The sequence below is a fragment of the Amaricoccus tamworthensis genome, assembly GCF_049800875.1.
In the GTDB taxonomy this organism is placed as follows: Bacteria; Pseudomonadota; Alphaproteobacteria; order Rhodobacterales; family Rhodobacteraceae; genus Amaricoccus; species Amaricoccus tamworthensis.
This window is the reverse complement of sequence record NZ_JBNAFV010000001.1, coordinates 620,083-639,681: the sequence shown is the minus strand read 5'-3', so window position 1 is coordinate 639,681 and position 19,599 is coordinate 620,083. Positions and strand designations below refer to the sequence as shown.

The 19,599-nt window shown below is 60.5% G+C and carries 18 protein-coding genes; 11 read left to right on the top strand and 7 right to left on the bottom strand.

The genetic code is table 11. The features are described 5' to 3' along the window. The first annotated feature begins 229 nt into the window (after window positions 1-229). The 4 genes from ACP15P_RS03045 (at window position 230) to ACP15P_RS03030 (ending at window position 6,517) form a co-directional block, all read left to right on the top strand. Entirely contained in the window at window positions 230-988 is a 759-nt protein-coding gene (locus tag ACP15P_RS03045; RefSeq protein ID WP_424927017.1) for a S1 family peptidase, read from the top strand. Window positions 989-1,112: 124 nt separating this feature from the next. Next, window positions 1,113-2,318, top strand: coding sequence for an FAD-dependent monooxygenase (locus ACP15P_RS03040; RefSeq protein WP_424927016.1), 1,206 nt, complete (start codon window positions 1,113-1,115; stop codon window positions 2,316-2,318). 187 nt (window positions 2,319-2,505) lie between these two features. Beyond that, window positions 2,506-4,797, top strand: coding sequence for a methyl-accepting chemotaxis protein (locus tag ACP15P_RS03035; protein WP_424927015.1), 2,292 nt, complete (start codon window positions 2,506-2,508; stop codon window positions 4,795-4,797). A gap of 181 nt (window positions 4,798-4,978) precedes the next feature. Continuing rightward, the gene (locus tag ACP15P_RS03030; RefSeq protein WP_424927014.1) at window positions 4,979-6,517 is read left to right on the top strand and encodes an alkaline phosphatase D family protein; all 1,539 of its coding nucleotides are present in this window, start codon (window positions 4,979-4,981) and stop codon (window positions 6,515-6,517) included. Here the strand turns inward: ACP15P_RS03030 and ACP15P_RS03025 are convergent. Continuing rightward, window positions 6,514-7,209 (bottom strand): hypothetical protein, encoded by a 696-nt coding sequence (locus tag ACP15P_RS03025; protein ID WP_424927013.1) that lies wholly within the window; start codon window positions 7,207-7,209, stop codon window positions 6,514-6,516. The genes ACP15P_RS03030 and ACP15P_RS03025 overlap by 4 nt on opposite strands. Window positions 7,210-7,383: 174 nt before the next feature. On the opposite strand from ACP15P_RS03025, the gene ACP15P_RS03020 reads away from it, so the two are divergent. Both ACP15P_RS03020 and ACP15P_RS03015 read left to right on the top strand, forming a co-directional pair. Further along, window positions 7,384-7,704 carry an antibiotic biosynthesis monooxygenase family protein gene (locus tag ACP15P_RS03020; RefSeq protein WP_424927012.1) on the top strand — a complete coding sequence of 107 codons (321 nt, stop codon included), beginning with the start codon at window positions 7,384-7,386 and terminating at the stop codon, window positions 7,702-7,704. Between the two features lie 106 nt (window positions 7,705-7,810). After that, window positions 7,811-8,107 carry an antibiotic biosynthesis monooxygenase family protein gene (locus ACP15P_RS03015; protein ID WP_424927011.1) on the top strand — a complete coding sequence of 99 codons (297 nt, stop codon included), beginning with the start codon at window positions 7,811-7,813 and terminating at the stop codon, window positions 8,105-8,107. 6 nt (window positions 8,108-8,113) lie between these two features. On the opposite strand, the gene ACP15P_RS03010 is transcribed toward ACP15P_RS03015, so the two are convergent. From ACP15P_RS03010 to ACP15P_RS03000, 3 genes are all read right to left on the bottom strand, one after another. Further along, window positions 8,114-8,464, bottom strand: coding sequence for a DUF6614 family protein (locus ACP15P_RS03010; protein ID WP_424927010.1), 351 nt, complete (start codon window positions 8,462-8,464; stop codon window positions 8,114-8,116). 104 nt (window positions 8,465-8,568) lie between these two features. Then, window positions 8,569-9,351 (bottom strand): exodeoxyribonuclease III, encoded by a 783-nt coding sequence (gene xth / locus ACP15P_RS03005; protein WP_424927009.1) that lies wholly within the window; start codon window positions 9,349-9,351, stop codon window positions 8,569-8,571. Window positions 9,352-9,438: 87 nt separating this feature from the next. Next, the gene (locus tag ACP15P_RS03000; RefSeq protein WP_424927008.1) at window positions 9,439-9,771 is read right to left on the bottom strand and encodes a HesB/IscA family protein; all 333 of its coding nucleotides are present in this window, start codon (window positions 9,769-9,771) and stop codon (window positions 9,439-9,441) included. A gap of 73 nt (window positions 9,772-9,844) precedes the next feature. Here ACP15P_RS03000 and ACP15P_RS02995 point away from each other — a divergent pair, with 73 nt between their 5' ends. The 5 genes from ACP15P_RS02995 (at window position 9,845) to ACP15P_RS02975 (ending at window position 16,081) form a co-directional block, all read left to right on the top strand. After that, the gene (locus ACP15P_RS02995; RefSeq protein ID WP_424927007.1) at window positions 9,845-10,996 is read left to right on the top strand and encodes a deoxyguanosinetriphosphate triphosphohydrolase; all 1,152 of its coding nucleotides are present in this window, start codon (window positions 9,845-9,847) and stop codon (window positions 10,994-10,996) included. 4 nt (window positions 10,997-11,000) lie between these two features. After that, the gene (locus ACP15P_RS02990; RefSeq protein WP_424927006.1) at window positions 11,001-12,938 is read left to right on the top strand and encodes a multiheme c-type cytochrome; all 1,938 of its coding nucleotides are present in this window, start codon (window positions 11,001-11,003) and stop codon (window positions 12,936-12,938) included. Window positions 12,939-13,176: 238 nt separating this feature from the next. Next, window positions 13,177-13,995 carry a bifunctional allantoicase/(S)-ureidoglycine aminohydrolase gene (locus ACP15P_RS02985; protein WP_424927005.1) on the top strand — a complete coding sequence of 273 codons (819 nt, stop codon included), beginning with the start codon at window positions 13,177-13,179 and terminating at the stop codon, window positions 13,993-13,995. Between the two features lie 68 nt (window positions 13,996-14,063). Beyond that, on the top strand, window positions 14,064-14,375 hold the full coding sequence (locus ACP15P_RS02980; RefSeq protein WP_424927004.1) for a hypothetical protein: 312 nt from the start codon (window positions 14,064-14,066) through the stop codon (window positions 14,373-14,375). A 5-nt stretch (window positions 14,376-14,380) separates the two neighbouring features. Further along, window positions 14,381-16,081, top strand: coding sequence for a methyl-accepting chemotaxis protein (locus tag ACP15P_RS02975; RefSeq protein WP_424927003.1), 1,701 nt, complete (start codon window positions 14,381-14,383; stop codon window positions 16,079-16,081). Between the two features lie 58 nt (window positions 16,082-16,139). Here ACP15P_RS02975 and ACP15P_RS02970 read toward each other — a convergent pair whose 3' ends face one another. The 3 genes from ACP15P_RS02970 to puuE are packed head-to-tail and all read right to left on the bottom strand — an operon-like array spanning window position 16,140 to window position 19,557. Next, window positions 16,140-17,591 (bottom strand): uracil-xanthine permease family protein, encoded by a 1,452-nt coding sequence (locus tag ACP15P_RS02970; protein ID WP_424927002.1) that lies wholly within the window; start codon window positions 17,589-17,591, stop codon window positions 16,140-16,142. Between the two features lie 56 nt (window positions 17,592-17,647). Next, window positions 17,648-18,142, bottom strand: a complete 495-nt coding sequence (locus ACP15P_RS02965; protein WP_424927001.1) for an ureidoglycolate lyase — start codon at window positions 18,140-18,142, stop codon at window positions 17,648-17,650. Beyond that, window positions 18,139-19,557: an allantoinase PuuE gene (gene puuE, locus ACP15P_RS02960; protein WP_424927000.1), complete on the bottom strand. Its 1,419-nt coding sequence runs from the start codon at window positions 19,555-19,557 to the stop codon at window positions 18,139-18,141. Before puuE ends, ACP15P_RS02965 begins: the two co-directional genes overlap by 4 nt. Between the last annotated feature and the right edge of the window lie 42 nt (window positions 19,558-19,599).

Genomic DNA, 19,599 nt, shown 5'->3' with positions numbered 1-19,599 from the left:
GGCGGTGTGGATTGCCCGTTCGGACACGGCGGATTGCCCGCAGGACGGCGCGGACGCGGTTGTGTTGAACAGATTTCAGTGGGGGATTAATAAATATTTAATTATGGATACTTTTTGTTAACGTAAGACTTTAGGAACTTGGTCGGGCCCGGTTAAGCCATCAGTAATTCGCCAGGTGCAGTTTGCCCTCGAACATCACCAGGTGGGGTGGTGTTGACTGGGGGTGTTAATGGGTGTCCTGAGGGGGATGCGCCGTCGGATTGGGGTCCGTCGGAGCTGGGGATTATTTTTTCTGTCTTTTGCGGCTGGTCTGACCTGCCTTGCGTTTTTGGATTCCAATGCGGATGCCCGTCAGCAGGCAAGTCCGCTGACCCATCATGCAACGGTCATCAACGGCAAACTCATCGGGTCGGCCTTTGCGCTGGCAGATGGTCTTGCGGTGACCAACGCGCATGTGGTGGACGGGCTTGGTGTGGGCGACAGGGTCCGGCTGGTTGAGTCGTCCAGCGGGGGCAGCGTGGCGCAGGCCCGGCTTCACGCGATCAGCGGTCGCATGGATCTGGCGGTATTGGCGATTCCGCGTGGGTTTCTGAAGCCTGTTCCCGGGAACGGAACGTCAGGGCGTCGGGGGACGCCTGTTTTGGCTGCCGGTACGGATGCGGAGAAGGGGCTGTCGCCCGTTTCGCTTCTGGAACTCGACGGTCGTGTGCTGGTGCCGCGAAAGAACATCGAGACATTCGGCCCCGGGCTCGTTGTGAGCCTGCCTGGCGTTCGCCCGGGATTTTCAGGTGGTCCGCTCCTGGGTCTGGATGGTGGTCTCGTTGGCATGATTACGGCCATCAGACCGGGAGCAAACCAGAAGTCACGGGTGGTCAGCGTCGCGTCGAAGGCCTCCGGTGAGGTTCATGTTCAGCGGGGCCGGTCGGATGAGGCCTATGTCCTGCGCGGTCCGGAAATCCGCGCCGAAGTTGAAAGGCTGACCCGGTAGACCGGGGCACAAACTGACGCTTTTCCCTTTCCGATCCACGAGGCCGGTGCGATTTTGCGCTGGCCTTTTGCGTCCTTTGTACTACTTCTCAGTGTTGGGAAAGTCGGCCCGGGGGTGACAGGGAATGTATCTTGGCGGACGTGATGTTGCGGTAATCGGTGCCGGGATCGGTGGCCTTGCCGCCGCGACGGCCATGGCGCAACGTGGTGCGAAGGTTCAGGTTTTTGAGCGCGCCGAGGCACTGACGGAGGTCGGCGCCGGTATTCAGGTCGCGCCCAACGGTGTGTCGGTTCTCGAGGCGCTGGGCCTGCGTGACCGGGCCGAGAGCGTTGCCGCTTTCCCGCAGGAGCTTGAGATACGCGAGCATACGCTTGGGCGTCGCATAGCCGGGGCCGCGTTGGGGAATAACGTGGTGACGCGGTATGGACGGCCCTATTGGCAGTTTCATCGTGCAGATCTGTTGAAAATCCTGCTGGAGGGCGCGCGGGAGGCCGGGGTGACAGTCAACACCGGTCACTGCATGGAGAGTGTGACCCGGCGCGATGATGGCCACACCATCAGTTTTGCCAACGGAGAGACGGCGGACACGGATATCGTCATTGCAGCGGATGGCGTGCGCTCTTCCATTCGCAAGACCCATTTTCAGGGCCCTGAACCCCGGTTTACGGGGCATGTGGCCTGGCGCGGTCTGGTTCCGGTCGACCGGTTGCCGGATGGAATATTTCCCAATGGTCCCTGTATCACCATGGGACCGAAGCGGCATGTGGTGACCTATCCTCTCCGTGGCGGAAGACTGATGAACTTTGTTGCGGTGGAGGAGCGGGAGAACTGGGTTGAGGAGGGGTGGATGAGCCGCTCCGATCCCGATGAGTTGCGGGCGGCTTTTCCTAACTGGGCGCCATCCATCCGCGCCCTGTTTGCGGCGGTGGAGGAGACGTTTCTCTGGGGGCTCTTTGATCACAAGCCCCTGCCGCGCTGGGTCAACGGACGTATGGCGCTGCTGGGGGATGCCTGCCATCCGATGTTGCCGTTTCTGGCGCAGGGCGCGACCATGGCGCTGGAGGACGCCTGGGTGCTGGCTGCGGAACTGGACGTGGCACGGGATCCGGAACGCGGTCTGACGGCCTATGAGGCCCGACGGGAGCCGCGGGCGGCCAGGGTCCAGCAAGCCGCGGCGCAGAACGGGCGTATTTACCATCTGGGGCCAGGCGTTGGTGCGATTGCGCAGTTCGGTCTTTCGACAATGTCGCAGATCTCACCGGATTTCCTTCTCAGCCGGTTCGACTGGATCTACAGCGCCGATGTGGTCAGCGCCGAGGCGACGGGTTAGGTTAATCATGATTGGGAGCAATGTGCCGCCCGGGTGTCCTGGGCAGCCATTTAATCGGTTCATTTCCCAAATGAGCCCCGGTTTGAACCCCAAACCTGGTTAATCGTAACCGGCTATTAAGCCTGTGGGGATAGCGCTGAACCACATTTCCGCGGTCCTGATGCACGTTGCATCGACGGAAGCGGGCATGGGTATGTCGATCGCAGTCAACGTTAAGGCCCCGTTTATGATTTCCTCAGTACGCACGCTTGCCGGCAGTATCGTTGCAAAGATTGCCGCGATGCTCCTCATCGTCGGTTGTATTACCGGCACCGCCATCTGGATGAGCCACTCGATATTCGGTGAGTTCTCCGGGTCTCTCGGCCGCTTTCAGGAGGAGGTCGTCCCAAGCCTCAAGGAAAGCAGCGCGATTTTCGAGAGTGCGGGCGATCTGGGTGAGGGGCTCTCATCCATTCTGATCGCGGGCAGTACCGAGGAAATGAATGAAAGCGTGGCGTCGGCACGGGACGGCCTCGATCGCCTGCTTGCGTCGGCCGAGGGGCTTGAGGGTCCGGATGCCGCGACACTGCTGGGCGATATTGCCGAAGTCAGAACGGGTCTTGAGGAAATTGCTGCGGCGCGGACGGATGACCTGTCCTATGACGAGGCTACGCTGGACGGGTCGGACGCGCTCAGTGCTGCCGTGTCCTCCGCAAGCGCGCGGCTGATTTCGATTGCGAACGGGGCCTACAGCAAGGCCATTGGTGGCGATCCGGAAACTCCGATTGCGGACAGAATGTCGGATCTGGAAAACATGGCATTGGCCGCACGCCTGGAGCGGATGCTGGGTGCGGTTCAGTCGGTGGTATTGACGGGTGCGTCCGCCGATGATGCCGAAGGGGTCGCGGCCGCTCAGGCGAGGGCCGATGAGCTGATTGGTGATATTGAGGCGCTGTCGATGGTGTTCATCGACAGTCCGGAGACCATGGCGGCGATTGCCGAGATCTCCGCTCATGTTGACCCGGCAGACGGTATTCTGGCCGCCCGCAAAACGGTGATTGAGGCGCGGGGCCGTGCGGATGTCGCCGCGCGGGTTGCCGCAGACAAGGTCCGGTCGATCACCACGATTGCGCGCAGTATCAGCCGTCGCTCCATGGGCGAGATCGAGACGGCAAGTGGTCGGCTTGAGGCTGCGGCCAATGGCGGTCAGGCGTCGATGACGACGATCGCGGTTATCAGCCCGATTGTTCTGATCCTTGCAACGTTCGGGGCCGTGCTGCTGATCGGGCGTCCGCTGATCGCGTTGACGAAGGTGACCGAGCGTCTGGCCAGGGGCAATCTGGCGCCGGTGGAGGGCTTCTCTCGGCAGGGTGGTGAGATTGGGCGGATGGCCTCCGCACTTACCGTTTTCCGGGACGGTATGATTGACCAGAAACGGATGCAGGAAGAGGAACGCAATCGCGAGGAGACCGAGCGTCTGCGCGAAGAGCGTGAACTGCAGGAGCGTGAAGCCACCCGCGCCGCGGCCGAGGCCGAACGCCAGGCCCGGGCGCTGGAACAGGAGCGCGTCGTTTCGTCCCTGGCGGAAGGCATGCGCCGGCTTGCCGAGGGTGACCTCAAGGTCCGCATTCTGGAAGCGTTCCCGGATGCTTACGAGGAACTGCGTCGCGACTTCAACGAGGCCGTCTCTACGCTGTCGCGGCTGATTGGACAGATTGTCGACAGCGTGACCATCATTGACCGCAGTTCGACCGAGATTTCCGCGGCGACCAATGAGCTGTCGCGCCGCACGGAATCTTCGGCTGCGACCCTTGAGGAAACCGCAGCCGCGCTCAACGAACTGACGGTGTCAGTGGCGTCCGCAGCCGAAGGCGCCGGCCAGGCCAATGACATTGCCGGCTCGACGAATGGCAAGGCAGAAACCAGCCGCAAGGTAGTGGACGAGGCGGTTTCGGCCATGACCGAGATTGAGGAATCCTCGAAACGGATTGGCCGGATCATCGACGTTATCGACGACATCGCCTTCCAGACCAACCTGCTGGCGCTCAATGCGGGCGTTGAGGCGGCACGCGCCGGAGATGCGGGCAAGGGCTTTGCGGTTGTGGCATCGGAAGTTCGGGCTCTGGCGCAGCGGTCTTCCGAGGCGGCGCGGGAAATCAACGGCCTGATCTCGACCTCCAACGGTCAGGTTGAGCGTGGTGCCAAACTGGTCGGTGATGCGGGTGCCGCACTTCAGGACATTATTGAGAGTGTAGCCGAGATCGCCAAAAACGTGGGCGAAATTTCAACCTCGGCCCGCGAGCAGGCCACCGGTATCAACGAGATCAACGCCGCTACCGGCCAACTCGACAGCACAATGCAGAAGAACGCGGCCATGACCGAGGAAACCACAGGTGCCACACAGGTCCTGATGGACGAGTCCCGCAAGCTGCGAGACCGGGTTCAGCGGTTCCAGGTGGACAGGGGCGTGGACGGATACGCCGATCAGCGGGTCGCCTGACACCTACGCAGATCCTGTTGATTGAGACGCCGGTCTGGGGAAACCCTGACCGGCGTTCGCCGTTGCCGCAGAGCGCAGCCCTTGCGGGGCGTTAAGCAGATGTAAACATAACGTCGCGATTACGTCACGAGCCCATGCGACCTCCTTCCGGCGGATTTGCCAGACATGTCAGGAGGGTTACATGACAATCAAGCTTTCACGCCGTTCCGTACTGGGAACAGGGATCGCCTCTACAGCTCTGTTTTTGCCAGGATTCTCGCGGGCACAGAGCCGACCCGTGGTTTCACATGGCCTGCAGTCGGGCGACGTGAGCCATGACGGTGCGGTGATCTGGGCACGTGCCGACCGGCCTTCCCGCATGCAGGTTGAGGTGTCCACGGTTGAAAGCTTCGCCAATTCGCGGATGCTGCCCGACCTTGCCGTTGCCGAAGGGACGGACAACATGGGCAAGATGCTCCTGACCGGTCTGCCGTCGGACCAGGAGGTGTTTTACCGCGTGAGCATGGTCGACCTGACGGACCTGAATGCGGTTTCCGAACCTGTGGTGGGCCGTTTCCGTACCGCTCCGACGGCGCGCCGCGACGTGCGTTTTGTCTGGTCCGGTGATACCGCTGGGCAGGGATGGGGCATTGATGAGAGCCGGGGTGGCATGGGCACCTACCGGACCATGCTCAACCGCAGTCCGGATTTCTTCATCCACAGCGGCGACACGATCTATGCCGACGGTCCGCTCTCCGAGACGGCCGAGATGCCGGACGGTGGCACCTGGACCAACCTGATGACCGAGGAGAAATCCAAGGTTGCCGAGACGCTCCATGAGTACCGTCACAACTGGCTCTACAACATGCTCGACACCAATGTGCGCGACTTCAATGCCCAGGTGCCGATGTTCAGCCAGTGGGACGACCACGAGACGGTCAACAACTGGTACCCGAACGAGATTCTTGAAGATGACCGCTACACCGAGAAAAATGTGGCGCTTCTCTCGGCCCGTTCGATCCGCGCCTTTATGGAGACAAACCCGATCCGCCAGTCTCCTGAGGAGCCTGGCCGTGTGTACCGCAAGATCTCCTACGGTCCGCATCTCGACGTTTTCTTCATCGACATGCGCACCTATCGCGGCGACAACTCGACCAATGACCAGACCGAGCGCGGCGATGCGACGACGTTCCTCGGCCGTGAGCAGATCGACTGGCTGAAAGCCGGTCTTGCCTCCAGCCGCGCGACCTGGAAAATCATCGCGTCCGACATGCCCATTGGTCTGCTGGTGCGCGACGGGGCGGAGCACTTTGAAAACCTCGCCAATGGCGACGGTCCGGTGCGCGGACGCGAGTTTGACATTGCCGAGATCCTGAGCGGGATCAAACACCTTGGCGTGAAAAACGTGGTTTGGCTTACCGCGGACGTGCACTACACCGCTGCGCATCACTACTCGCCCGACCGGGCGCAGTTCCAGGATTTCGATCCGTTCTGGGAATTTGTCTCCGGGCCGCTGCATGCCGGAACCTTTGGGCCGAACGATCTCGACAACACCTTCGGGCCGAAAGTTGAATTCGTGAAAGCACCTGAGGATGGTCAGGCCAACCTGCCGCCATCCGCTGGGCTTCAGTTCTTCGGTCAGGTGGACATCGAAGGGGAAACCGGTGTGATGACGGTCTCCCTAGTCGACCGGGCCGATACCGTACTGTGGTCCAAGGAGCTGGAGCCGGAAGCGGTTTAAAACCGGAACCAGACACCGAGTTTGACACCAAGCGTGTCATCGCCCTTCACGCCTGCGGTTGCGCCCAACTGCAGGCTGGTGCGTTCGCTGATTTCGCGCACCACCGAAGGGGCGAGTTTCACAATGGTTCCCGCATCCTCCCGCGACGACTGTACCTGGAAGATTGCCATCCAGCGGTCGCGCGGGCGGATCCCGGCGGTAAAATCGGCCTTTATGACGTAGGTGTTGGAAGGAATGCGTCGCTCATAGCTGGCATCCACGCCAAGCCAACCGCCGCCCCAGCGGCTTTCAAAGCCGTAGCCCCAGGCAAGTCCAGGTCGGAAGCGCCACTGGGTCGGGAAATCGGTTTCCTCGCGCAGGCCGATGCCGAAGCCCGCGGCAAAGCGATGGCCGCCCTCGCTGGTCCAGATCGGATAGCGGGCGAATACCAGGCCAACGGCACCTTCCTCTGAATCTCCGCTGCCCTTGCTTGCCTCGGCTCCGACCGTCAGTTTTGGGGTCAGGCCGTATTCAGCGTAGAGCGATGTGACGTTGCGCAGATCGACAAGCATCCCGTCGAGGGATCGCGCTGCGGTGCTAAAATTGGTGCTGAGGGAGACAAAAGCCGACCGGTGCTCGCGCGGCCATGCACCAGCTGTCGCCATCGCGGGCAGGGTCAACATCAGGAGCAGAAGGGCGGAGACGAGGCGCAAGGGGTTCTCCCAGGGACCGGTGAAAATGGGTGCCCGGGAAAAGGGGGCAGGCGTGGGCACCCGCGATCAAGCACGGGGGGAGTTAACATTCCCTTTTCGAAGCGGCGCCCGCGTGCTGTACTGGAGATGTTCTTTCACCCAATGGCCGTAGAGCCTTCAGGAGAGGAGATGCCCATGCCCACGATTTCCCGCGACAGCGATCTTCAAACGGTGATTACCACCTTTGAGATGACGCCTGGCACCTGTCAGGATCTGATGGATGCCCTGAACGATGCCTATGAAAACTTCATCTCGCACCAGCCAGGATTTATCGGGGCGGGCCTGCACGTTAACGATGCCCAGACCCGGATCGCCAATTATTCGCAGTGGCGGCGGCGGGAGGATTTCCTGGCCATGCTGCGCTCCGATGAAATGCGGGAGCGGAACCGCAAGCTGAACAGCCTGTGCCGCAGTTTCGAGCCGGTCATGTACGACGTGGCACACACTTTCGGATAGCCCGAGCCCGCCCGTGACAGTCCGTTCAGCCTGAACGGGCGTTTTGTGCTATACTGGCCCCGCATTGACTTCAGTCCGTCCCGGCAACAGCAGGAGGTCCGGTAACATGATCATGCGCATTTTTCAGGTAGTGGCGCGGCCAGGGAAAGAGGAGGAGTTCGCGGACTTCTTCCACAACACCGCAATCCCGCTCATGAAAGGAACCGACGGGATCGTTCAGGTTCTGCCCGGAGCAGCCCGGGCGGAAAGCCCGAGGGAGTTCAGTTTCGTGATGGTCTGGCGCGATATCGACGCGTTGAAGGCGTTCGTCGGCGAGGACTATGACCGTCCGCATATTGATCCGTCTGAGGCGGAACTCGTGGAATCCCGTGCCATCCGGCACTACGACCTGGTTGGTGACTGAACAGGCTTATATCAGCGCCATGCGTTCCGAGCGTTCGGGGTCAGGGAAGGGGCGGTAGAGCGCGATGTCCGACTCTCCGATCATTTTGTGAACGGTCATGTGCAGTCGCTCAACCTGCTCGTCTCCGGAGCCGGTGAAGCGGAATGCGCTGTCGAGCTGGGTGAGATCCTCGACCTCAATTTCCAGCAGGAAATCACGGGCCCGCGGTGCACCAAAGCCCAGTTTTCTGCGGCACAGGCGCCAGGAGTTGATGACACCGTTGGACTCCAGATGGTTCATCCACGCCTCAACGGCCACGGCAAAAGCCATGGCTTTTTCGTTGTTCTGAAGATCAATCGAGCAGTGGTAAAGGTTCATGGAAGACCCCTGACAAAATGGCAGGAGCAGTTTTGCAGTCGAACCCTGGCAAAACATTAAAACAGGGCCATGCTAACCATAATAGTGGTCAAAACCTGTGCGGATCAGATATCCAGTTCCACCCATATCGGCACGTGATCGGAGGGTTTTTCACGGTCGCGCACATGCTTGTCGATGTTGCAGGCCACCAGATGGTCGGCCGCCTGCGGCGTCAGTAGGAAGTGATCGATGCGGATGCCGTTGTTTTTGGGCCACGCGCCGGCCTGGTAGTCCCAAAAAGTGTAGGTTTCCGGTTGCTGGTTCACGGTCCGCAGGGCCTCGGTGAACCCGAGATTGACGATGGACTGCCAGGCCTTGCGGGTCTGGGGCAGAAACAGCGCATCGTCGGCCCAGACGGCCGGGTCGTGGCAGTCCTCGGGCTGTGGGATGACGTTGTAGTCTCCCGCCATCAGGGCGCATTCCTCTGATGCGATCAGGTCAGCCGCGCGGGCCTTCAACCGCTCCATCCAGGCAAGTTTATAGTCGTATTTCGGCCCCGGCGCCGGATTGCCATTTGGCAGGTAGAGGCCGCAGAGGAGAATGGCGCCCGTTTCTCCGGCCACCGTCGCCTCGATCCAGCGGGCCTGTTCGTCCTCATCGTCACCGGGTAGACCGCGCGTCACGTCCTCCAGCGGCAGTTTCGACAGGATCGCGACGCCGTTAAAACTCTTCTGTCCATGGGTTTCTACGGAATAGCCCGCGTCCTCGATGGCCTCGCGGGGGAAGGTGTGGTCGACTGATTTGATTTCCTGAACCAGCACCACATCCGGCTCCGCCTCCTTCAACCAGTCGAGCAGTGCCGGAAGCCGCGCCTTGATGCCATTGATGTTGAAGGATGCGATTTTCATGGAGTTGCCCGTGTCTGTTTGCGCGCAGATTACGGGTGGCGCACTGGGATCACAAGTGGCCACAGTCGCGACGGGGCGACGATTTCACTACATCGAGAAACTGGTTCCGCAGCCGCAGCTGGAGGTGGCGTTGGGATTGTTGACTACAAACCGTGCGCCGATCAGTTCGTCGGTGAAATCGATCTCGGCATTGGCAAGGAAGGGCAGGCTGACCGGGTCGATCAGCACGCCGGTGCCGTCGTTTTCGATAACGAGATCGTCGTCGGCCGCTGCGGTTTCCAGTTTCATTTCATACTGAAACCCCGAACAGCCGCCGCCTTCAACGGCGATGCGCAGGTAGTTGCCGCCGCCGTCGGTGCTGATCTCGCGGAGTCTGTCAAATGCGCGCCCCGTTACGCGGGGAGGAATGGAAAGCTCCATCTTTCGGCCCTGATCTGAATGCGTTATGCCATCAGGTAAGCGCGTATACCGTCACAGACAAGGCCTGACCTTTATGATCTCACTCTTTGCGACACGACCGGACGACAGCCGGGGGCGCTGTTTTGAGGAAACCGGTTCGACACACCGGACGCCGTATCAGCGCGACCGTGACCGCATTATTCATTCCTCCGCCTTTCGCAGGCTCAAGCATAAAACCCAGGTTTTTGTGGAACATGAGGGCGATTATTACCGTACGCGCCTGACCCATTCCATCGAGGTGGCGCAGGTTGCCCGGACCCTGGCGCGGGCCTTTGGTTTGAATGAGGACCTGGCGGAGGCCGTGGCTTTGGCCCATGATTTGGGGCACCCGCCGTTTGGCCATACGGGCGAGGACGCGCTGCATGACCTGATGGCGCCTCACGGTGGATTTGACCACAACGCACAGGCGCTGAAGATCGTCACACGGCTTGAGGCCCATTACGCGGATTTCGATGGTCTGAACCTGACCTGGGAAACGCTGGAGGGCATTGCCAAGCATAACGGCCCCGTCACCGGCGAGGTGCATTTTGCCCTCAGGGAATACTGTGATCAGCACGATCTGGAATTGCAGACCCATGCCAGTGCCGAGGCGCAGGTGGCCGCGATTTCAGACGATATCGCCTATAACAACCATGACCTCGCCGACGGGTTGCGGGCGGGTCTGTTCTCGCTTGAGGATCTGCGCTGCCTGCCGATGATCGGGCCATGCATCGCGGCTGTGGACGCAAAATATCCCTCCATTTCAGCCGACCGTCGGGAGCATGAGGCATTGCGGCGGTTTTTTGGTCTTCTGGTTGAGGACGTATTGGCCGAGAGCCGCGCGAGAATGGCGGAGTACGCCCCGAAGGATGCGGAGGCGGTGCGGCATCTGGGCGTGTCACTTGTGCGGTTTTCCGAGGGCACATTCACGGAACTCAAGGAAATCCGGTCGTTTCTTTATCACCGCATGTACCGCCACTGGAGCGTGCAGCGGATGCGGCGCAAGGCGAAGAATGTTATCCGCGAACTGTTCCAGATTTTCACGGAAGCGCCGGCACTTCTGCCGGACCAGTGGAACCGTCGCATGGTTGAGGCGACCAACGACACGGAGCGGGCGCGGCTTGCCACCGATTACATCGCGGGCATGACGGACCGGTTCGCGCTTCAGGAACACCGGCAGATGACCGATCCAATGGTCAAGGCGTGATCCCGTGTCTCATGGTTGTCTTCCGGGCCTGTTAGCCACCCTTCTTCTCGCCGCCATCACGCCCGCCGCAGCCCAGGTGTCCCTGTCGGATTATGTCGGGTCTGAAAGCTGCGTTGGATGTCATGAGGACGAGGCTTCCGACTGGCGGGTTTCGCATCATGCATGGGCGTGGAACGCGCCAGGTCCGGACAGGGTGCTTGGGGATTTCGACGGCACGGAATTCGAGCATAACGGCGTTTTGACCCGGTTTCTCAGGGATCCGGATGGCGATTACGTTGAAACGGAGGCGCAGGACGGGACCCGTGGCACGTTCCGGGTCGAGGGCACCATCGGTGTCGAACCTTTGCAGCAGTATATTTTGTCGCCAGCGCCCGGCCGTCAGCAGGTTTTGGACATCGCATGGGATACTGAGGCCAACCGCTGGTATCACGTGTTTCCCGACCAGGAAATTGGCGTCAATGACGGGCTGCACTGGGCAGGACCGTACAAAAGCTGGGAGGCCCGCTGTGCCCAGTGTCACGCGACGGGATACACGCGTAACTATGACTCTGAGAAAAGAGTCTATGCGCCCGAATTGGCCGAAACCGGTGTGGGCTGCGAGACCTGCCACGGACCGGGTGGGCGGCATGTGGAACTGGCCGAGCAGTATGAAAACACCGGCGCATGGGAGACCGGTTATGGGCTTGCTGTCGATCCGGGGGAAAGCGCCGAGGCGGAAATTCAGGAATGTGCGGGATGTCATTCCCGGCGGGAGGCTTTCACCGACGGCTCACCGCCGCCGGGGGTGCCCTATGCGGATCATTATGGCCTGTCTTTGCTGCGCGAGGGGCTTTACCACGCGGATGGGACCATACAGGATGAGGTCTATGTCTACGGCTCGTTCCTTCAGTCGAAGATGTACGCGAGAGGTGTGCGCTGCTCGGACTGTCACAACCCTCATTCGGGGGAGCTGAAGGCGGAGGGCAATGGGGTTTGCAGCCAGTGCCATTCCCTTGCTGGCAACCCCGATTTTCCGTCGCTGCCGCTTGCGGAATATGACGACCCGTCCCACCACTTCCACGAGCCAGGCTCGGAAGGGGCGCAATGCGCCAGCTGCCACATGCCGGAGCGGGTTTATATGGGCGTGGACGGGCGCAGGGATCACGGGTTCAGGGTGCCGCGCCCTGATTTTTCGGTGGAAACCGGTGCTCCGAACACGTGCATCGACTGTCACGCGGACCGGGATAATTCGTGGGCCGCTGCTGAGATTGCCTCACGCTTCCCTGAGTCCAAAAATCGCGGATCGCATTTTTCCACGACCTTTGCCAGGGCGCGTTTGTCCCCGCAGGGGAATGTGGATGACCTGATCTCGATCGCCAAGGACCGGAACAATGCTGGTATCGTTCGGGCGACGGCGCTGGAGCTGATGACGCCGGAGAACACGCCGGAGGTTGCGGCACGGGTGAGGCCCTTCATGTGGGACAGCGACGTCAATGTGCGCGTCGCGGCAACCATGCTGCAACAGATCGTGCCGGGGCCGCAGCGCTTTGAGGCGGTCAAACCCGCGCTGCAGGATCCGCTTCGGGCCGTGCGGATTGCCGCGGCGCGGGCGCTGACCGGGCTTGCACCACAGAGCGCGCCGCCTGACATCTTGCCGCTGCTGGAACAGCCGTTGACAGAATGGCGCAGTGCGCTGGCGGCAAACCTCGACTTCCCGGAGACCCACATGCAGGTCGGTGGCATCGGGCTCGCGTCGCGCAGCATGGGGCTCTCTATGCAGGCCTGGCGGGAGGCCGTGGAACTGGATCCGCAGCTGGTGGATGCCTGGGTTCTGATGATCCGTGTCCTTGTGAGTGGGGGCAACGTTGCGCAGGCGAAGGAGGTCGTCCGGGAAGCGCTGACCGTGAACCCCGACAACGAGATGCTTCTCAGTATGCGCACTGAACTTGCCACCATGAAGTAGGCGCCCGTTGCGAATCATTTTGGCTTTTTCCGAGACACAGTTTCAGGATTTTTCAGTCAAAATGCGTTGGAATTCGGTGCCATTGTCTCCAAACTTTGACTATTGATGTGGCAGAAGTGCTGATTTTTGAGGCAGGTCTCCGCGGGGGGACGGCCTGAATTCGCGATCTCCGCAGGGTTTGGAAGCGTGGTCGATCCACCGGAACCGGCGGTTGAAACGCGGCCGAGGAGACGAGGGAATGAACGAACGATCCTACTATTTTCCGAAGGGCGGACTGCCGCCACAGACGGATCTCAACACCGGCCGCGCGGTTTTCAAGGATGCCTATGCCGTCATACCCAAGGGTGTCCTGTCTGACATCGTGACCAGTGTTCTGCCCCACTGGGACAGGACCCGTGCGTGGATCATCGCGCGCCCAATGTCGGGGTTTGCGGAAACCTTCGCGCAGTACATCGTTGAGGTGGAACCTGGTGGTGGCAGCGAGAGGCCCGAGCCCGACCCGGACGGGGAGGGCGTGCTGTTTGTGGTCGATGGCGGGATCACACTGGAGGTTGGCGGCGAACGCCATGAACTCGCCGCCGGCGGCTACGCATTCCTGCCACCGGGATCGGGCTGGACCTTGCGGAATAATGGCTCCGCGGCCTGCCGGTTTCACTGGATCCGCAAGAAATACGAGTATGTCGACGGTATCGACACGCCGCCGGTGCTCGTGACCAGTGACCAGGAAACCGAGCCCTTGGCCATGGAAGGAACCGATGGCCGTTGGTCCACGACGCGTTTTGTTCCGCATGGTGACATGCGCCACGACATGCATGTCACCATCGTCAACATGGAGCCAGGTGCCTGTATTCCGTTCATGGAAACACACGTCATGGAACACGGTCTTTATGTTCTGGAAGGGAAGGGCGTTTACCATCTCAACCAGGACTGGGTTGAGGTCGAGGCCGGTGACTTCATGTGGCTGCGTGCCTTCTGCCCGCAGGCCTGTTACGCAGGTGGGCCGGGGCGGTTCCGGTACCTGCTCTACAAGGACGTGAACCGTCACGCGAAGCTCTAACGGCAAAAAATCGGGCGGGTCACTGCCCCGTTAACGGAAAATCCGTACATTTCCCGCCATGTGCGCGTATGAGACGCCGCCTGGTCCCTGCCATCGTCTATCTCGCGCTCGTCATCAACATGGCGGTCGTGCCGGCCGTGCTTGCACTGTCCACGCGCGAACCGGTCGACGGCGAGCCCGTGCTGCTGATCGTGCCACCAGGAGGGGATGCGGCGCATGTCGCCGCGGTTTCAGGCGGGATCGTACTGGCGAATTCGAGGGTATCTTCCGTTGCCCTGACCTATTCACCTGATCGTAATTACTTCGAAATACTGAGTAACAATGGGGCACTCATGCTCCTGAACGGTTCACTGTCAGATTTATTTTGTACCACCGGATGACGAGTATGGCCGAGAGACGTGACGAACCGAATATTGAGAAGGGTCTTTTGCTCCTGTGCTGGATGCATGTGCCCCTGGTCGCCGGTGTGGCCTTCATGAACGATGGCCCCGTCTTGCTTGCGGTGTTGGCTTCGACAGCCGCGTCACTTCTGATGATGGTCTGCGCCCGGTTTGCGCCGTCACATTTGGTTGTTGTGACGGGACTGGCCCTCATGACGCAGCCCGCCATGCTTGTCGGTCTGTTTGCCGGTCATCCGTGGCAGGTCGACATGCACATGTACTTTTTCGCAATGGCGGCGGTTCTGACGCTCCTTGCCAGTGTTACCGCCCTCTGGGCGGCGACGGTATTTGTGGCCGTACATCATCTGGCCTTCAACTTCGTCATTCCGGAACTGGTCTATCCTGGCGGATCGGATTTGTTCCGCGCGCTTCTTCATGGTGCCATTCTGGTTTTTGAGACGGGGATGCTGACCTGGGTGGTGCTCAACCGCAAAGCCCAGAACGAGATCATTCGCGCCGAAATGCGCCGGGTCGAGAAGGAAAGCGCCAAGCTGAGTGAGGCGCAGGCGAAAATCGAGGAGGAACGCAAGCGGTCCGACGTGGATTTTGCCCGCATGTCCGAGTCCCTCAACAACTCCCTCGGTGCGGTTGTCAAACTTGCCCAGACGGGCGATTTCGATTCCAGAATCGATCATGTGTTCCGCAACCCGACGCTTGCCGCGCTAAGCGAGGAGGTAAACCGCCTGCTCGACAATGTGGGAACCTGCATTCGAACGACACGAAATTCCGTCAGAAACATCGCTGAGGGCGATCTGTCCACCAAGATGGAGGGCGATTTTTCCGGTGAACTGCTCGACCTGAAGAACGACGTGAATGCCTCGATCTGCCGTCTGGGTGAACTGGTTGTGGCCATCGAACAGGCCACCAATGAGGTCGACGCCTCCGTTTGTGAACTGGTTGATACATCACGTGTGCTGTCCGCCGGTGCCGACCGTCAGAACAGCTCGCTCGAGGCAACGGCGAAAATCGTCTCCGAGATTTCGAGCCGCAGCCGCGACAATGCGGCTCAGGCAAGCGAAATTCATGGGAAGATGAATGTCGCCGGCAATCAGGCCGGAACCGGCGAGGCCGTGGTGGCGCAGGCCATTGACGCCATGAGCCGTATCAAGGACAGCTCCAGCCGGATCAATGAGATCATCACGGTGATCGACTCGATCTCCTTCCAGACCAACCTGCTGGCCCTGAACGCGGCGGTTGAGGCCGCACGGGCCGGGGAGGCGGGTAAAGGGTTTGCCGTGGTCGCAATGGAGGTCCGGTCGCTCGCGCAGCGCTCGGCCGATGCGGCCAGCGACATATCCGACATCATTCAGGCCAGCGCGGCTGAGGTGGAGGAGGGCGTGCGCCTCGTGAACAGCACCGGTGACGCGCTGAACGGGATCTCTGATACCATCCGTGAGGTGTCGGAAAGTGTTGAGCGCATTGCATCCATCAGTTCCAGCCAGTCGGAGCACATGCAGACCGTGGATGGCTCTCTGGGTGATCTGTTCAACCTGACAACACACAATCGCCAGACGGCCGAGCGGACGGAGCGGGAAGCCCAGAAGCTGGTGAGTGCGTCGAAGAACCTGAATGATGCCCTGATCGCCTATACGGGACACGGCTCCGTGCCGAAGATCGGGAAACCCGGGCTGAAAGCGGCCAGCTGATCGCTGGCGCAGTTTTAGGCGGGGCCCGGACTGAATCCGGACCCTGCCAGGTTTGAGATCAGTTGCGGCCTGGTACCTTGTGGCCCGAAAGACCGCCTGACATTTCCTCGGTAGCCTCATCCGACAGTGGCGTTGGCAGGACCACGTTCAGCACAATGGCAATCGCGGCTGCGGGCAGGATGCCGGAAGCGGCCAGAATGCGCAGTGTGTCCGGCAGGTGCTGAAGCGCGTTGGCGGAGCCGGGAGCCAGGTTCATCGCTTCCAGCTGGAAGCCCAGACCCAGCGAAATGGAAATCGCGAAGATCACCATGTTGCGTGCGTTCCAGGCCACGTCCGACAGCATGGACATACCGGCCGCAACCACCATGCCGAACATGACGATCACGCCACCGCCGAGAACCTCGATGGGCACGGTGCGGATCACGCCACCAACCTTCGGTACGAGGCCGCAGACGATCAGGAAAATGGCTCCACAGGTCACCACATGGCGGCTCATGACGCCGGTCATAGCGATCAGCCCCACATTCTGGGAGAACGAGGTGTTGGGCAGGCTGCCGAAAATACCGGCAACTGCGGTACCTAAACCGTCGGCATAGGTCGCGCCCTGAATTTCTTTGTCAGTGGCTTCCCGACCAGCGCCGCCCTTGGTGATCCCTGAGACGTCACCGACCGTTTCCACGGCGGACACGAAGGCCATGAGACAGAAGCCGATGATGGCTGCAAACGACAGTTCAAACCCGTATTTGAATGGCTGTGGCAGGGCGAAAGCGGCTGATCCGTTCCAGCTTCCGACGATGCTCTCGACGGGGAGCTTGCCGATCAGGATGGAGTAGACGTAACCCACCAGAATACCGATCAGAACCGCGGAAACCGCGAGCATGCCACGGGTGAAGAACTTCATGCCGAGCGTGACAATGATGACCACAAGGGCAATGGACCAGCTCTGCAGGCTCCCATAGGTCTCGGACCCGCTGGCCTTGGCCGGAACGCCACCCGCCGCGTATTCGATGCCCACCTTCACAAGTGCCAGACCGATCATCGTGACCACGAGGCCGGTGACAAGCGGGGGCAGGGCGAAGCGGATCTTCTTCACAAACGTACCGATAAAGGCGTGGAAGAGACCGCCGATCAGTACGCCCGTGAACAGAGCGGCAAAGCCGTCCACGCCCTTGCCCGCGACAAGCGGAATGGCGATGGGGATAAACGCAAACGAGGTTCCCTGAACGATGGGCAGGGCCGCGCCAACCGGGCCGATGGTGATGGTCTGAAGCAGGGTGGCCACACCGGCGAACAGCATCGCCATCTGGATCAGATAGAGAAGTTCGGGAAAGTCGGGAGAGCCGGACCCGAACCCAAACCCCGCGGCACCGGCGACGATGATCGCGGGGGTTACGTTGGACACAAACATCGCCAGAACGTGCTGTATGCCCAGCGGTATGGCCTTGTACAGCGGTGGCGTATAATTCGGGTCCCGGAGTTGCTCCGGTGTCCCAATTGATTGGTCGGTCATCTGTTTTGCGTCCCCTTGTTGAATGGCTGCCGGGTTCGACGCCGGCCTTTATTCACTTACGGCTGGACGACGAACGGTTCTCCGAACTGATATTCCTCCAGATTGTTTCCGTCGCCGATCCGGTCGATCACAGCAAACATCCCCGGGGCATGGAGGGGAGTCAAAACTCCGTGCCATGTGCCTCGGTGAAAATTTATGCACTGTCCTGATTTTGTAACAAACGCACGCGGTTTTCCGGGGGTATTGCCCAAATCATGCGCAACAATAACGAGGAATGGATGCTCGCTCATTGGAACAAATGCCTGCGAGCCAAGCGGATGCCGCTCCACAAGATCGAATGTGTAGGGCAGTTCCCGGGGTGTTGCGTTGAAGAGGCTGATCCCGGCGCGTCCTCCACCGAAATCGAGGTTTGCCAGGTCGTGAAAGCGTCCGCACATGCCTTGGTTGATGATTATGTCCGGGTCGCCCTCACATTCGAGAACGTTCCCAAATGGCGCAAAAGCCTCCGCGGTCAGCAGCCTCGGGGTGATGTGCCGGTCAGAACCGCTCATGTCGGCAGCATGTCACGCAGCCGAAGCTCTGCGATACGTTCGACCTGCCGGAAAGCGGTTCCGAGTTCAGCCTCCCGGTCGTTTTCCAGTCGTTCCTCAAACGCGCGCATGATGCCCGCCTTGTCGTGGTCACGCACGGCAATGATGAACGGAAACCCGAATTTCGAGGTGTAGGCATCGTTTAGGCGCGTGAAGTCGGCGCGTTCCTGATCGGTCAGACGGTCCAGTCCTGCCGAGGCCTGTTCGGAGGTGGACTCCGCCGTCAGCCGACCTGCCTGGGCCAGTTTGCCCGACAGATCCGGATGCGCTGTCAGAACGCCAAAACGCCGATCCGCATCGGCCCGGCGGAACACGCGCGTCAGTGCCGCATGCAGGCCCGTGGCCGTGTCGTGCGCCGGCCCCAGTTCCAGATCATGGGCACCTTCTGCAATCCATGGCGAATGCTCGTAGATACCGCCATAGAGACTGACGAATTCCTCCCGCTCCATCTGCGACGGACGTTTACTGTTCGGGGATGGATGGGTTTTCGCCCAGTGCCTGGCGACATCAAGGCGGGTGGCAAACCAAACATCGCCGTGGGATTTGGCGTATTCGATAAACCTTTTCAGAGCCATAACCCGTCCAGGCCGACCAATCAGACGGCAGTGCAGGCCGATGCTCATCATCTTCGCCTGACCTTCTTCGCCCTCTGCATGGAGTGCGTCGAAACTGTCCTTGAGGTAGGAGAAGAACTGATCCCCCGAGTTAAAGCCCTGCGGAGTGGCAAAGCGCATATCGTTTGCGTCGAGCGTGTAGGGAACAATCAACTGGTTCCGCGTCCCATCACTGTACCAGTAGGGCAGGTCGTCGGCGTAGCTGTCGGCGACGTAATCGAAACCGCCTTCCTCCGTGGCAAGATCAACCGTGTTCATGGAACAGCGTCCGGTGTACCAACCCCGCGGCCGTTCCCCGGTGACCTCGGTATGCAGGCGGATGGCCTCCCGCATGTCGGCGGCCTCGTCCTCTTTGGAGTGGTTGCGGTATTCAATCCATTTCAGACCGTGGCTGGCGATTTCCCAGTTTGCGGCCTTCATCGCCGCGACCTGTGCCGGACTGCGGGCGAGAGCGGTCGCCACGCCATAAATGGTCACGGGCACATTTTGGGAGGTGAAAAGCCGGTGCAGACGCCAGAAACCCGCGCGTGCGCCGTATTCATAGATCGATTCCATATTCCAGTGGCGCTGGCCCTCCCAGGCGGCGGCGCCTACAATTTCGGAGAGAAACGCCTCGGATGCCGCATCGCCATGCAACACGTTGTTCTCGCCGCCTTCCTCGTAATTGATGACGAACTGAACGGCGATTTTCGCGTTGCCTGGCCATTTGGGGTCGGGAGTTACCGGTCCATAGCCCTGCATATCCCGGGGATATCGATTCATTGAGGTCTCCATTTTCATTAACGGATAAAGCAAACAAATCCG